The organism is Variovorax sp. N23, from assembly GCF_025486315.1.
GTDB lineage: Bacteria > Pseudomonadota > Gammaproteobacteria > Burkholderiales > Burkholderiaceae_C > Variovorax.
On sequence record NZ_JAOOPY010000022.1, the window covers coordinates 40,068 to 54,471 of the forward strand.

General features: G+C 69.7%; 10 protein-coding genes. 8 read left to right on the forward strand and 2 right to left on the reverse strand.

Annotated elements, in window-relative coordinates:
• Nucleotides 1-86: 86 nt before the first annotated feature.
• Together N8A90_RS23905 and N8A90_RS23910 are read right to left on the reverse strand one after the other, a co-directional pair.
• Nucleotides 87-1,988, reverse strand: coding sequence for an FUSC family protein (locus N8A90_RS23905; protein ID WP_262077742.1), 1,902 nt, complete (start codon nucleotides 1,986-1,988; stop codon nucleotides 87-89).
• Nucleotides 1,989-2,013: 25 nt separating this feature from the next.
• Complete coding sequence (locus tag N8A90_RS23910; RefSeq protein WP_262077743.1) at nucleotides 2,014-2,847, reverse strand: alpha/beta hydrolase; 834 nt, start codon at nucleotides 2,845-2,847, stop codon at nucleotides 2,014-2,016.
• Nucleotides 2,848-2,949: 102 nt separating this feature from the next.
• On the opposite strand from N8A90_RS23910, the gene N8A90_RS23915 reads away from it, so the two are divergent.
• The 8 genes from N8A90_RS23915 (at nucleotide 2,950) to N8A90_RS23950 (ending at nucleotide 14,381) form a co-directional block, all read left to right on the forward strand.
• On the forward strand, nucleotides 2,950-4,203 hold the full coding sequence (locus N8A90_RS23915; protein WP_262077744.1) for an Nramp family divalent metal transporter: 1,254 nt from the start codon (nucleotides 2,950-2,952) through the stop codon (nucleotides 4,201-4,203).
• A 172-nt stretch (nucleotides 4,204-4,375) separates the two neighbouring features.
• A complete protein-coding gene (gene xdhA / locus N8A90_RS23920) occupies nucleotides 4,376-5,998 on the forward strand; it encodes a xanthine dehydrogenase small subunit (RefSeq protein ID WP_262077746.1) in 1,623 nt (540 codons plus the stop codon).
• A gap of 1 nt (nucleotide 5,999) precedes the next feature.
• Nucleotides 6,000-8,441, forward strand: a complete 2,442-nt coding sequence (xdhB, locus tag N8A90_RS23925) for a xanthine dehydrogenase molybdopterin binding subunit (protein ID WP_262077748.1) — start codon at nucleotides 6,000-6,002, stop codon at nucleotides 8,439-8,441.
• A 42-nt stretch (nucleotides 8,442-8,483) separates the two neighbouring features.
• Entirely contained in the window at nucleotides 8,484-9,440 is a 957-nt protein-coding gene (locus tag N8A90_RS23930; protein WP_262077749.1) for a LysR family transcriptional regulator, read from the forward strand.
• Nucleotides 9,441-9,450: 10 nt separating this feature from the next.
• A complete protein-coding gene (locus N8A90_RS23935) occupies nucleotides 9,451-10,986 on the forward strand; it encodes an ABC transporter ATP-binding protein (protein WP_262077750.1) in 1,536 nt (511 codons plus the stop codon).
• Complete coding sequence (locus tag N8A90_RS23940; protein ID WP_262077751.1) at nucleotides 10,979-12,130, forward strand: ABC transporter permease; 1,152 nt, start codon at nucleotides 10,979-10,981, stop codon at nucleotides 12,128-12,130. The genes N8A90_RS23935 and N8A90_RS23940 overlap by 8 nt, the downstream gene beginning before the upstream one ends.
• Nucleotides 12,130-13,050: an ABC transporter permease gene (locus tag N8A90_RS23945; protein WP_262077753.1), complete on the forward strand. Its 921-nt coding sequence runs from the start codon at nucleotides 12,130-12,132 to the stop codon at nucleotides 13,048-13,050. The genes N8A90_RS23940 and N8A90_RS23945 overlap by 1 nt, the downstream gene beginning before the upstream one ends.
• Before the next feature lie 164 nt (nucleotides 13,051-13,214).
• A complete protein-coding gene (locus N8A90_RS23950; protein WP_262077755.1) occupies nucleotides 13,215-14,381 on the forward strand; it encodes a BMP family ABC transporter substrate-binding protein in 1,167 nt (388 codons plus the stop codon).
• Nucleotides 14,382-14,404: the final 23 nt, after the last annotated feature.

The window sequence follows — 14,404 nt, forward strand, 5'->3', positions numbered from 1 at the left end:
CTGACGCGTGCACCCCTGCGTGCGAACTCGCACGCCCCGATTTCGGATTGGCGGGGTGCCCACGATCCAGATGGGCTTCCTGCCAACTATGACCGGCCCGCGGGATCGCTCCACAAGGGGGCGACCTGCGCCAGCGCGTCGGCCAGGTCGCGCACGATGTCGGCGACGGGCTGCGCCAGTCCGGAGCCCGTGACGGCCAGGGCGCGACCCGCGGCGGCGGGGTCGTCCATGTGGCCCGACAGCGTGGCGAGCACGGCCGCGGCCCCGGGCACCGTGTCGGCGCTGCGCTGCAGCGCGGTCACGCCGTGGCCGACGTTCAGCATCGCCAGCAGACCGCCGGCGTTGCCTTCGTGGCGCAGGAGGCGCTGCAGATCCAATGCGAGCCGCTGCAGGCGGCGGTCCCTGCGCGCGGACGAGGCAGCGGTCGTCGTGGCAGGCCCCCGTTGTTCGACCATCCGTGCCAGGTCACGCCGGATCGCCTGTTTCGCGTTGCGCAGCCGGGCCGCACCTCCGGCGGGTGCCAGCAGGAAGCCGCCCGCGACCAGGAGCGCCGCGAGCAGCAGCGCGGCCGCGCCGTTGGCGATCACCGCCAGCGGCACGGCGGGCATGCCCGCCTGGCTGCCCAGCAAGAAGCACATGTTGGCATCCAGCGCCGGCGCCGCAATCCGTGGGTGCATGCGCGCCCAGGCACCCACGGCCATGACGGGCGCCACGCTGAGGATCAAGGCCAGCGTGTCGTGCACATGCGGCTGCACGACATAGCGGTAGGCCGCCGCGACCAGCACGCCGACCGTCACGCCGACGATGACTTTGGGCGCGACCCGGCGCGGCTCGGGCAGCGAGCCCAGCACCATCGAGAAGATGCAGACGCCGAGCGCCGTCAGCTCGGCGGCGCCCCAGCCCGAGAGGTGACCGAGCGATGCGACGACGAAGGTGCCGATGCCCGAGACCAGGCCGCTGATGCGCGCGCGCCGCCAGTCGCGCGGCGGAGAAAGGGCCGGCGGCAACTGCCTGGTGGACGGCGCGGTGGCGAACAGTGCAAGCTCGGCCGTCTCCAGCATCGCCATCGCGTCGTGCAGGCGCGTCTCGGGTCCGGCTCGTGGTGTCGTCGGCGGCGATGGCCGGGCCGCGGCGCCCGGTCCCGGCGCCGCATCGCGCAAGGCGAGCGCATGCGCCGACACGCGCGCTGCAAGACCCTCGTCGACCGCGGCACCCCGCGCGAGCCGCCCACGCAGCGCGACGGCCGCAGCCATCATCGACAGCGCGGCCGACACCAACGCACGGCTGGCCCGCAGGCGGCGGTAGCCGTCGAGCGAACCGGCCGCCCAGGTGCGCGCCGCGGCATCGGCTTCGCTGAGTTCGGCCAGCACGCGCCGCTCCAGGGCAGCCATCTGGGTCGACGACACGCCCGACACGGCCTGCGCGGCGAAGTCGCCCGCGTCGGCGCAGAGTTGCCGGATGCGCGCGTAGAAATCCTGCCGCGGCGATGCCGGCGTGAAGAAGCCGGTGACCAGCGTGACGACCACCACGCCGATCAGGGTGCATTCGACGCGCGCCGCGGCCAGCTCGACCATGCGCTGTGGCGCGTCGAGCGACGGCAGCACCACCACCGCGGCGGTCATGCCGGCCAGCGTGGCGCCGTACGACACGACGCCCGGCAGGAGATGCGTCGCGCCGGCGCTCAAGGCGACCCACACGCCCAACAGAAGAAGCAGCACGAAGGGGCTGTGCGCGACCTGGATCAGCACGAAGCCGGCGGCGGCACCGAGCAGCGTGCCGACGATGCGGAAGAAGCCGCGCTCGAACAGCAGGCCGCGCTGCGACTGGGCCACCACCCAGACCGGCATGGCGGCCCAGTAGGCGTTCTGGACGTGCAGCACGGCCGCGATGGAGAAGGCGAGGATGGCCGCACAGGCCATGCGCAAGGCCAGCGCCGCAGCGCGCTGGTCGAGCCCGGCGTAGCGGGGGGAAGTCGAAGCTGCGGTCATCGGACGGATTGTCCGTCCGCATGAATCACGCAGCCTTGGGCTCGGGCAATACCGCCGTCAGCGCGAAGTCGACCAGGTACAGCCAGGTCGCTTCGAGCTGCAGGATGTTGTGGTGGTCGGAGCCCGGCACCGTCTGCACGTGGATCGGCGTGGGCCAGGCGTCGATGAGCTTCTGCGAGCGCACCGGCAGCACGACATCGTCGTGCTCGGCCAGCAGCACCTGCGTCTTGGCCGCGACCTCGCGGCTGTGCATGAGCGAGTCGAAGCGGTGGCGCAGCAGCAGCGACAGCGGCACCAGCGGAAAGCGCCGCTTGGCCACTTCCAGCATCGAGTCGTAGGGCGTGATCAGCTGCAGGCTCGCGAAGTCCTGCCGCGCCACCAGCTGGATCGCGACCCCCGTGCCCAGGCTGCGGCCGACGACGTGCTGCCGCGCCTGCGGGAAGGCGCGGCGCAGGTGCCTGGCGAACTGGTTCGCGTCCTCCACCGATGCGATCTCCGACGGGTGCCCCTCCGAGTCGGCGACGCCGCGGTAGTTGATCGCCGCGAAGCCGAAGCCCGCCGGCAGCCAGGTCAGCGCCTTGGCGGTGGCGCGCACGTCTTCGCCGCGCCCCGCGAAGTAGATGAACAGGTCCTGCAGCGCGTCTTCGCCATGCGGGTGGTAGACATAGCCACGCACCATGCCGCCAGGCACCGGGTGCGAATAGGTCGAGAAGTCGTCGGACAGCGGCACCACCGGCAGCTTGCGGGCGTTGAAGAGGATGTGGCCCTGCCGCGTGGCGAGCAGCGTCCAGTAGGTCGCGATGCCGCCGACGGCGGCGGCCGAGGCGGCGAGGGCGATGCGGAAGGCTTTGGATGACAAGGGTGGGCTCCGAGGCAAGGACGACAAGCGAGACCGCTAGTTTCGCCGCGTTCGTCCGCGTGGGTCCGTTTGGACGAACAGACGCGTGATAGCGTCGCGCCCGTGAAGCAACGCATCCCCTCCTTCCTGCGCCATGTCGGCCCGGGCGTCGTCACCGGTGCCGCCGACGACGATCCGTCCGGCATCGCCACCTACACCCAGGCCGGCGCGCAGTTCGGCACCGGGCTGCTGTGGACCGTGTTCCTCTCGCTGCCCTTCATGATCGCCATCCAGATGGTGTCGGCGCGCATCGGCCGGGTCACGGGCCAGGGGGTGGCCGCCAACCTGCGCGACCACATGCCGCGCTGGCTGCTCCTGGGGCTGGTCGGTCTGCTGGTGATCGCGAACACCATCAACATCGCGGCGGACATCGGCGCCATGGGCGAGGCGCTGCAACTGGTGGTCGGCGGCGGCCAGCGCTTCCATTCGCTGGCGTTCGGCGTGGTCACGGTGCTGCTGCAGATCTTCGTGCCGTACCGGCGGCTGGCGCGCATCCTGAAGTGGCTCACGCTCACCCTGTTCGCCTATGTGGCCGCCGTGTTCGTGGTGGATGTGCCGTGGGCGCGCGTGCTGCACGACCTGGTCGTGCCCAGGCTGCAATGGCGCAGCGACTACTGGATGATGATCGTCGCGCTGCTGGGCACCACCATCTCGCCCTACCTGTTCTTCTGGCAGGCCTCGCAGGAGGTCGAGGAGTTGCGCCAGCGCGGCGGCCGGCGGGGCAGCGACGCCGAGGTCCGGCGCGCCCTGCGCCGCGTGAAGCTCGACACCTGGATCGGCATGATCTTCTCGAACGCCATCGCCTTCTTCGTGATGGTGGTCGGCGGCGCGGTGCTGTTCAAGGCCGGCGTCCACGACGTCGCGTCGGCGGCGCAGGCGGCCGAGGCGCTGCGTCCGCTGGCGGGCGACTTCGCGTTCTGGCTCTTTGCCGGCGGCATCATCGCCACCGGCCTGCTGGCCGTGCCGGTGCTGGCCTCGTCGGCCGCCTACGCGGTGGCCGAGGCCTTCGGTTGGGAGGAAGGGCTGGAGCGCCACTGGCACGAGGCCAAGAAGTTCTACACCCTCATCGGTGTCGCGACGCTCGCCGGCGCCGCGCTCGACTTCACGCCGGTCGACCCGATGAAGGCGCTCTACGCGAGCGCCGTCATCAACGGCGTGGTCGCCGTGCCGATCATGGCGGCGATGATGATGCTGGTGGCGCGCGAGGACGTGATGGGCGCCTTCGTCGCCAGCCGCCGCACCCGCTGGCTGGGGTGGGGCGGCACCGCGCTGATGGGCTTCGCGGTGCTGATGATGCTGCGGGACTTGGTCGCGTAGGGCAGGCGCCGCATGGCGCGACAATTGCTCTGCCTTCATGGGCCGCGGACATGCCACCGGCGTTCGCGTATAGGCACTATCGGCGCGGCGGTATGAATGCCGTCCGCCCAGCCCTTAAGTTCCAGTGTCGGCGCATTCCGCCCCGTAAAAGAACGAGCCAGCCCCAGCGACCATGAGTATGTCCCCGATCTCCACCCCCATCCGTTTCTTCCACCAGGGCCGCACGGTCGAGGTGGCGGGCGTCCATCCCACGCGCTCGGTGCTCGACTGGCTGCGCGAGGACGCCCACTGCACCGGCACCAAGGAAGGGTGCAACGAGGGCGATTGCGGTGCGTGCACGGTGGTGGTCGGCGAACTGGCGGCCGAGGGCACGCCGGGCGCGGTGGGCGCAGTCGGTGGCCTGAAGCTGCAGACGGTCAACGCCTGCATCCAGTTCCTGCCGACGCTGCACGGCAAGGCGCTCTTCACGGTCGAAGACCTCAAGAGCGGCCTGCTCAACGACGGCGGCACGGCGCACGACGCGCGGCGCCACGACAAGCACCCGGTGCAGTGCCTGCACCCGGTCCAGCAGGCGATGGTCGACTGCCACGGTTCGCAGTGCGGCTTCTGCACGCCCGGCTTCGTGATGTCGCTGTGGTCGAGCTACGAGCACCACCGTGCGGCCGGCAGCGTGCCCACGCGCCAGCAACTGGCCGACGACCTGTCGGGCAACCTGTGCCGCTGCACCGGCTACCGGCCGATCCTTGATGCCGGCCAGCGCATGTTCGACCTGCCGCCGATGCAGCTGGACACGCAGCCGGTGGTGCAGGCGCTGACACGGCTGCAGCGCGAGGGCAGCTTCGACTACGCGGCGGTCCGCGACGGCCGCACCGACCATTTCCATGCGCCGACCACGCTCGACGACCTCGCCGCGCTGCGCGAGCGCAAACCCCAGGCCCGCCTGCTGGCCGGCTCGACCGACATCGGCCTGTGGGTCAACAAGCAGTTCCGCGACGTCGGCGATCTGATCTACATCGGCGACGTGGCCGAGCTGAAGACGGTCGAGGCGCGCGGCGACACGCTGCACATCGGCGCCGGCGCCTCGCTCGAAGACGCCTGGCGCGCGCTGGCGCAGCGCGCGCCCTCGCTCACCGACGTGTGGCTGCGCTTCGCGTCGCCGCCGATCCGCCATGCCGGCACCATGGGCGGCAACGTGGCCAACGGCTCGCCCATCGGCGATTCACCGCCGGTGCTGATGGCGCTCGATGCGCAGATCGTGCTGCGCCGAGGCACGCAGGTGCGCCGCCTGCCGCTGACCGACTTCTACGTCGACTACATGAAGAACCAGCTGGCGCCGGGCGAGTTCGTGCAGGGGCTGGAAGTGCCGCTGGCCGCGCTGCGGCGCCAGGTGCGGGCGTACAAGATCAGCAAGCGCTTCGACTGCGACATCTCGGCCCTGTGCGGCGGCTTCGCCCTCGCGCTCGACGGCGATGTGGTGAAGGAGGTGCGCCTGGCCTTCGGCGGCATGGCCGGCATCGTCAAGCGCGCCGCGAAGGCCGAGGCCGCGCTGGTCGGCCAGCCCTGGACGCAGGCGTCGGTGAATGCGGCGAAGCAGGCGCTGGCCGACGACTTCCAGCCGCTGTCGGACATGCGTGCCTCGGCCGCCTACCGGCTGCAGGTGGCGCAGAACCTGATCCAGCGCCTGTGGCTCGAAACCCGCACGGCCGACGCGCTGCCGTCGGACGCCACCAGCGTGTGGAACGTGATGCCGCACGACGTGCTGCCGTCCGCGGCACAAGCCGTTCAAGGAGCCTGAGATGAACAAGCCCATCGACATCGCGTTGCTCCAACCCGTGGAGCCCTTCGCCGACTACCAGGCCAACATCGCCGCGCGCATCGACCGCGGCGCCGAGGCCAAGGCGCAGGACGGCGGCGCGCGCGTCGGCATCAGCCGGCCGCACGAATCTGCGGCGCTGCATGTCGCTGGCGAGGCCACCTACATCGATGACATCCCCGAACTGCGCGGCACGCTGCATTGCGCGCTCGGCCTGTCGCCGGTGGCCAACGGCGTGCTGAAGGGCATGGACCTCGACGTGCTGCGCGCCCTGCCCGGCGTGGTGGCCGTGCTGTCGGCCGAGGACATCCCGGGCAGCAACGACTGCGGCTCGATCGTCCACGACGACCCCATCCTCTGCAGCGGCGAGATCCGCTACCTCGGCCAGCCGGTGTTCGCCGTCATCGCGCAGACGCGCGAGGTGGCCCGCCGCGTTGCCGCGCGCGCCAAGGACGTGCTGACGATCGAGGCCGCCCCGCCGGTGCTGACGCCGCAGGACGCGCACGCCAAGGGCCAGTACGTGATGCCGCCGATGCACCTGCTGCGCAGCGCGAGTGACCCCGATGGCGACGAGCAGGCGGCGGTGCGCGCCGCCATCGCCGCCGCGCCGCATCGGCTCAAGGACACGCTGGAGGTCGGCGGCCAGGAGCAGTTCTACCTCGAGGGCCAGATCAGCTATGCCATCCCGAAGGAGGGCGGCGGCATGCATGTGCACTGCTCGACCCAGCACCCGACCGAGATGCAGCACCTGGTGTCGCACGCGCTGCACCTCAACGCCAACGAGGTGCATGTCGAATGCCGGCGCATGGGGGGCGGATTCGGCGGCAAGGAATCGCAGTCGGGCCTGTTCGCCTGCGTGGCGGCGGTGGCGGCGGCCAAGCTCAAGCGCCCGGTCAAGCTGCGGCTGGACCGCGACGACGACTTCCTGATCACCGGCCGGCGCCACTGCTTCTGGTACGAGTACGAGGTCGGCTACGACGACGAAGGCCGCCTGCTCGGCGCCGAGATCACCATGGTCTCGCGCGCCGGCCACTCGGCCGACCTCTCGGGGCCGGTGATGACCCGTGCGCTGTGCCACTTCGACAATGCCTACTGGCTGCCGGAGGTGTCGATGCACGGCTATTCGGGCAAGACCAACACGCAGAGCAACACGGCCTTCCGCGGCTTCGGCGGGCCGCAGGGCGCGATCGCGGTGGAGAACATCCTCGACACGGTCGCGCGCCGGCTCGGGCGCGACCCGCTCGAGGTGCGGCGCATCAACTTCTACGGCAAGGACGAGCGCAACGTCACGCCCTACGCGCAGGTCGTGACCGACAACATCGTGCACGAACTGGTCGGCGAACTCGAGGCCAGCAGCGACTACCGGGCGCGGCGCGACGCCATTGCGGCCCATAACGCGCGCAGCCCCGTGCTCAAGCGCGGCATCGCGCTGGCGCCGCTGAAGTTCGGCATCTCCTTCAACGTGCCGCACTTCAACCAGGCCGGCGCGCTGGTGCATGTCTACAACGACGGTTCGGTGCTGGTGAACCACGGCGGCACCGAGATGGGCCAGGGCCTGAACACCAAGGTGGCGCAGGTGGTGGCGCACGAGCTGGGCGTGAGCTTCGAGTGCGTGCGCGCCACGGCCACCGACACGACCAAGGTCGCCAACACCTCGGCGACGGCCGCGTCGACCGGCGCCGACCTCAACGGCAAGGCCGCGCAGGATGCCGCCCGCCGTATTCGCGAACGTCTCGCGGCCTGCGCCGCGGCGCGCCACGGCGGCGAGGCGGCCGACGTGCGCTTCGCCAACGACAAGGTCGAGGTGGCAGGCCGCACGCTGAGCTTCGCCACGCTGGTCGGCGAGGCCTACCTCGACCGCGTGCAGCTGTGGTCCGACGGCTTCTATTCGACGCCGGGCCTCAGCTGGGACCGCGACACGCTCAAGGGCCGGCCGTTCTATTACTACGCCTACGGTGCGGCGGTGAGCGAGGTCGTCGTCGACACGCTGACCGGCGAATGGAAGCTGCTGCGCGCCGACATCCTGCACGACGCCGGCAAGTCGCTGAATCCCGCCATCGACATCGGCCAGGTTGAAGGCGCCTTCATCCAGGGCATGGGCTGGCTCACCACCGAGGAACTGGTGTGGCACCCGCAGAGCGGCAAGCTGACCACGCATGCGCCGAGCACCTACAAGATCCCGACGGCCAACGACTGCCCGCCGGTCTTCAACGTGAAGCTGTTCGAGGGGCCGAATTTCGAGGACTCGATCCACCGCAGCAAGGCGGTCGGCGAACCGCCGCTGCTGCTGCCGTTCTCGGTGTTCTTCGCGATCCGCGACGCGGTGTCGGCCGCCGGCGGCCACCGCGTCGACCCGCCGCTGCGCGCGCCGGCGACCAGCGAGGCGATCCTCCATGCCATCACCGCGGTGCAGGCGGGGGCCTGAGCGGCGGTATAACGCTGCGCATCCTCCACACCGCGGCGCCGCATGCGTGACCAAGCCCTTTTCGACAAGATCGACCTTCACCTGATTCGGGTCCTCCACACCGTGCTGACCGAACGCAGCGTGTCGCGCGCCGCCATCCGCCTGGGCATGTACCAGCCGGCGGTGTCGTCGGCGCTCAAGCGGCTGCGCGCGCTGTCGGGCGACCCGCTGCTGGTGCGCTCGGGCTCCGGCATGGTGCCGACCGACGCCGCGCTGCGCATGATCGAGCCCAGCGCGAGCATCCTGCGCTCGGCGGAGGTGCTGTTCAGCGACGCGCGCGGCTTCGACCCGCAGACCGCCACCAATACCTTCCGCGTGGCCGCCAGCGACTACCTCGACCCGCTCTTCCTGCCGATGTTCGTGACGCAGGTGAAGGCGCAGGCGCCGCTGTGCCGGATCGAGATCCACCCGCTGTCGCCCGACTCCAACTACCACGCCCACCTGGCGCTCGGCAATGTCGATCTCGTCATCGGCAACTGGCTCAAGCCGCCGGAGGACCTGCACATGGCGCGGCTCTTCGGCGACGAGATCGTGTCGCTGGTGAGCACCGACCACCCGGCGGTTCGCCGCGGCTGGGACGCCGACACCTGGCTCGTCGCCGAGCACATCGCGCCGACGCCGCTGCACCCTGGCGCGCGCGGCATCATCGACCAGATGCTCGACGCCCAGGGCCTGCAGCGCAACATCACGGCGCGCTGCGCGCATTTCAGCCTGATTCCCGACATGGTGGCATCGAGCTTGCTGGTGCTGACCACCGGCCGTCAGTACTGCGAGCGTTTTGCCGCGCGGCTGCCGGTGAGGATCCTGCCGTGCCCTGTCGACTTCCCGCGCCTCATGTACTACCAGCTGTGGCACGAGCGCACCCACGCGTCGAGCTCCGCGCGCTGGCTGCGCGACCGCATCAAGTCGGTGGCGGCATCGCTGCGCACGCCGGCCGGTGCCGCCAAGGACATCCATTGAGACCGATCGAATGACAACCCCACGACTCCAACTCGCGCACATCACCAAGCGCTACCCGGCGGTGGTGGCGAACAGCGACGTGTCGCTGATCGTCCAGCCGGGCGAAACGCATGCCGTCCTCGGCGAGAACGGCGCCGGCAAGTCGACGCTGATGAAGATCATCTACGGCTCCGTCAAGCCCGACGAGGGCAGCGTGATGTTCAACGGCCAGCCGGTGAACGTGCGCAACCCGCAGGAGGCGCGCGCACTGGGCATCAGCATGGTGTTCCAGCACTTCAGCCTGTTCGATACGCTGACTGTGGCCGAGAACGTCTGGCTCGGGCTCGACAGGCACCTGGCGCTGGCCGAGGTCACGCGCCGCATCACGGCCAAGGCGAGCGAGTACGGGCTCGACATCGACCCCGCGCGCCCGGTGCACACGCTGTCGGTCGGCGAGATGCAGCGTGTCGAAATCATCCGCGCGCTGCTCACCGACCCCCAGCTGCTGATCCTCGACGAGCCGACCTCGGTGCTCACGCCGCAGGCGGTCACCAAGCTCTTCGTGGTGCTCAAGAAGCTGGCGTCCGAAGGCTGCAGCATCCTCTACATCAGCCACAAGCTGCACGAGATCCGCGAGCTGTGTACGGCGTGCACCGTGCTGCGCGGCGGCAAGGTCACGGGCGTGTGCAACCCGCAGAACGAGACCAATGAATCGCTGTCGCGCCTGATGATCGGCGCCGAGCCGCCGCCGCTGCAGCACCGTGAACTGAAGGCGGGCGCCGTGGCGCTGCGGGTCAAGGCACTCACGCTGGCGCGCGAGGACCAGTTCGGCGTCGACCTCGACGCGGTGTCGCTCGACGTGCGTGCCGGCGAGGTCGTCGGCATCGCCGGTGTGTCGGGCAACGGCCAGAAGGAACTGCTCTATGCGCTCTCGGGCGAAGACACGCGCGCCGAGCCCGCGATGATCGAGGTCTTCGGCCAGGCGGCGGCGCGCTTTCGCCCGCGCAAGCGCCGTGCCCTGGGCGTGCACTTCGTGCCGGAAGAGCGGTTGGGCCGCGGCGCGGTGCCGACGCTCGGGCTCGCGCACAACATGCTGCTCACGCGCAGCAACGCGGTCGGCGCGGGGGGATGGATTCGCACCGGCCAGCTCGCCAGGCATGCGGGCGAGATCATCCGCCGCTTCAACGTGAAGGCCGGTGGGCCGCAGTCGGCGGCGCGCTCGCTCTCGGGCGGCAACCTGCAGAAGTTCATCGTCGGCCGCGAGATCGACGCCAACCCCAAGCTCTTCATCGTGTCGCAGCCCACCTGGGGTGTCGACGTGGGCGCCGCCGCGCTCATCCGCAACGAGATCCTCGCGCTGCGCGACGCCGGTTGCGCGGTGCTGGTGGTGAGCGAGGAGCTCGACGAACTGTTCGAGATCAGCGACCGGCTCTACGTGATCGCCAAGGGGCGGTTGTCGCCCTCGGTCGACCGGGCTGCGGCGACCGTGCCGCAGATCGGCGAATGGATGAGCGGGCTGTGGGATGCGCAAGGCGCCACCGCTGCGAAGGAGATGGCCCATGCTTAAGCTCGAACCCCGCCCGCAGCTGTCACGCTTCTGGAGTTACGGCTCGCCGATCCTGGCGCTGGTCATCACGGTGCTGATCGGCGTCGCGCTCTTCGCGCTGCTCGGCAAGGACCCGGTCAAGGGCCTGGGCGTCTTCTTCTGGGAGCCGATCAAGAGCGGCTACGCGCTCGGCGAGCTGATGGTCAAGGCCACGCCGCTGCTCATCATCGCGCTCGGCCTGGCGGTCTGCTTTCGCTCCAACGTGTGGAACATCGGTGCCGAAGGCCAGTTCGTGATGGGCGCCATCGCGGCCGGCGGCGTGGCGCTGCTGGCCGACAAGGGCACCGGCCCGTGGATCGTGCTGCCGATCCTCATGGCCGGCATCCTGGGCGGCATGGTGTGGGCCGGCATCGTCGCCTTCCTGCGCGACAAGTGCAATGCCAACGAGATCCTCGTGAGCTTGATGCTGGTGTACGTCGCGACGCTGCTGCTGGGCTACATGGTCTACGGGCCGTGGAAGGACCCGATGGGCTACAACTTCCCGCAGACCAAGACCTTCGACGCGGTCACGCAGATCCCGCGGCTCATCAAGGGCTCGCGTGTGAGCATCGGCCTGATCATCGCGCTGGTCGGCGCGGGTGCGCTGTGGATCTTCCTGTTCCGCACGCGGGCAGGGTTCGCGCAGCAGGTCGGCGGGCTGGCGCCTGCCGCCGCGCGCTACGCCGGCTTCTCGTCGCGCCGGGCGGTGTGGATCGCGCTGCTGACTTCGGGCGGTGCGGCCGGCCTGGCGGGCGCGCTCGAAGTGGCCGGCCCCATCGGCCAGCTCACGCCCTACGTGCCGGCGGGCTACGGCTTCGCGGCGATCATCGTGGCTTTCGTCGGGCGCCTGCATCCGGTCGGCATGATCTTCTCGGCCATCCTGATGAGCATGTTCTACATCGGCGGCGAACTGGCGCAGTCGCGCCTGGGCCTGCCCAAGTCGCTCACCGGCGTGTTCCAGGGCCTGCTGCTGTTCTCGCTGCTGGCCTGCGATACGCTGATCGCCTACCGCATCCGCCGCAAGGCCGCTGCCAAACCGGTGTCCGCCGCGGCGAGCACCTCGTCGCTGCAGGCCAGCACGCCGCTGACCGCGCCGGCCGCCAGAACCACCGAGGGGACCGTCTGATGGACTCGTACGCATTGCTCATCGGCTCGGCGCTCAGCGCCGGCACCGTGCTCGCCATCGCCGCGCTCGGCCTGCTGATCAACGAGAAGGCCGGCATCGTCAATCTCGGCGCCGAGGGCATGATGCTGTGCGCCGCCATCGCCGGCTTCGCGACGGTGGTGGTCACGCGCAACCCCTGGCTCGGCTTCCTGGCCGGCATGGCGGCCGGGGCCGCGCTGGCCGCGATCTTCGGCGTGCTGGTGATCTGGCTCAACACCAACCAGTACGCGACCGGGTTGGCGCTCAGCCTGTTCGGCGTGGGGTTCTCGGCCTTCGTCGGCATCAATTTCGTGCAGGCCAAGCTGCCCGAGAGCGTGTCGTATGCGATTCCGGTGCTGGCCGACATCCCGCTCGTCGGCCCTGCCTTCTTCCGGCATCACCCGATGGTGTATTTCGCGGTGGCGCTGACCATCGGCCTGATCTGGTTCCTGTACCGCACGCGCGCCGGCCTGGTGCTGCGTTCGGTGGGCGAATCGCCGGAGTCGGCGCATGCGCTGGGCTACCCGGTGCGGCGCATCCGCTTCATGGCGGTGGTGGCGGGCGGCGCGCTGTGCGGCCTCGCGGGCGCCTACCTGTCGACGGTCTACACGCCGCTGTGGGTCGAGGGCATGGTGGCCGGCCGCGGCTGGATCGCGCTGGCATTGACCACCTTCGCCACCTGGCGGCCGGTGCGCGTGCTGCTGGGCGCCTACTTGTTCGGCGGCGTGTCGATGCTGGGCTTCCACCTGCAGAGCACCGGGGTCGACGTGCCCAGCCAGTTCCTGAGCATGCTGCAGTACATCGCGCCGATCGTGGTGCTGGCGCTGATCTCGCGCAACCCCGCGTTCATCCGCATCAACATGCCTGCGTCGATCGGGAAACCCTTCTACCCCGGCTCATAATCAGTCCACCCCGAATCGGCTCACTTCGTGTAGCCGAGCCCCCCTCAAGGGGCAACACCAGCGGCCCGGCAGAGCCGGTTCCGCGGTGTTCGCGCTTCGGCTGCGACGGTTTCGACCACCGCCATCGCTCTTGATTTTTCCGCCAACCATCGAGGATCTCGACAATGAATGATTTGAACAAGCGCTCCCTGCTCAAGCTGGCTGCCCTCACGGCCGTCGCATCCGCTGCCCTGATCGGCTGCGGCAAGAAGGAAGAAGCGGCGGCTCCTGCTGCACCGCCGGCCCCTGCACCGGCCGCCGCCGCCCCCGCACCGGCCGCGCCGCTGAACATCGCATTCGCCTACGTCGGCCCGGTGGGTGACGGCGGCTGGTCCTTCGCGCACGACAACGGCCGCAAGGCGCTCGAGAAGGCATTCGGCGACAAGATCAAGACCACCTTCGTCGAGAGCGTGCCCGAATCGGCCGACGCCGAGCGCGTGTTCCGCGACCTGGTGGGCCAGGGCAACAAGCTGATCTTCGGCACCACCTTCGGCTACATGGAGCCGATGCTCAAGGTCGCCGCCGACAACAAGGAGATCAAGTTCGAGCACGCCACCGGCTACAAGACGGCCGAGAACCTGCGCACCTACGACAGCCGCACCTACGAAGGCGCGTACATGGCCGGCATCATTGCGGGTTCGATGACCAAGTCGAACACGCTCGGCGTGGTCGGCTCGGTGCCGATCCCCGAAGTGCTGCGCAACATCAACAGCTTCACGCTGGGCGCGCAGTCGGTCAACCCGAAGATCACGACCAAGGTGGTGTGGGTCAACGAATGGTTCAGCCCGCCGAAGGAAACCGAAGCCGCCACCGCGCTGATCAACGGCGGCGCCGACGTGCTGTTCCAGAACACCGACTCGCCGGCCGTGCTCAAGACCGCACAGGAAAAGGGCAAGCGCGCCTTCGGCTGGGATTCGGACATGACGGCCTACGGCCCGAAGGCCCACCTGGCCTCGGCGGTCATCAACTGGGGCCCGTACTACATCAAGGCCACGCAGGACGCGCTCGACGGCAAGTGGGCGACCGGCTCGAGCTGGTGGGGCGTGAAGGAAGGCGCCATCGACATCGTGTCGATCGCCGACGACGTGCCGGCCGACATCAAGACCAAGGTCGAGACCGTCAAGGCCGGCCTGAAGGACGGCAGCTTCTCGATCTGGAAGGGGCCGATCGTCGGCCAGGACGGCAAGGAGCTGGTGGCTGCCGGCGCGGTCGCCGACGACAAGTTCCTGTCGGGCGTGAACTTCTACGTCAAGGGCGTCGAAGGCAAGGTGCCGGGCGGCGAGAAGAAGTAAGGCATTCTGCGCCAGCGAAAAGG

What these genes read in the sequence shown, in the direction of transcription:
- N8A90_RS23905 (WP_262077742.1), bottom strand. Translation starts at nt 1,988, where the DNA reads ATGACCGCAGCTTCGACTTCCCCCCGCTACGCCGGGCTCGACCAGCGC.
- xdhA (WP_262077746.1), top strand. Translation starts at nt 4,376, where the DNA reads ATGAGTATGTCCCCGATCTCCACCCCCATCCGTTTCTTCCACCAGGGC.
- xdhB (WP_262077748.1), top strand. Translation starts at nt 6,000, where the DNA reads ATGAACAAGCCCATCGACATCGCGTTGCTCCAACCCGTGGAGCCCTTC.
- N8A90_RS23930 (WP_262077749.1), top strand. Translation starts at nt 8,484, where the DNA reads ATGCGTGACCAAGCCCTTTTCGACAAGATCGACCTTCACCTGATTCGG.
- N8A90_RS23935 (WP_262077750.1), top strand. Translation starts at nt 9,451, where the DNA reads ATGACAACCCCACGACTCCAACTCGCGCACATCACCAAGCGCTACCCG.
- N8A90_RS23940 (WP_262077751.1), top strand. Translation starts at nt 10,979, where the DNA reads ATGCTTAAGCTCGAACCCCGCCCGCAGCTGTCACGCTTCTGGAGTTAC.
- N8A90_RS23945 (WP_262077753.1), top strand. Translation starts at nt 12,130, where the DNA reads ATGGACTCGTACGCATTGCTCATCGGCTCGGCGCTCAGCGCCGGCACC.
- N8A90_RS23950 (WP_262077755.1), top strand. Translation starts at nt 13,215, where the DNA reads ATGAATGATTTGAACAAGCGCTCCCTGCTCAAGCTGGCTGCCCTCACG.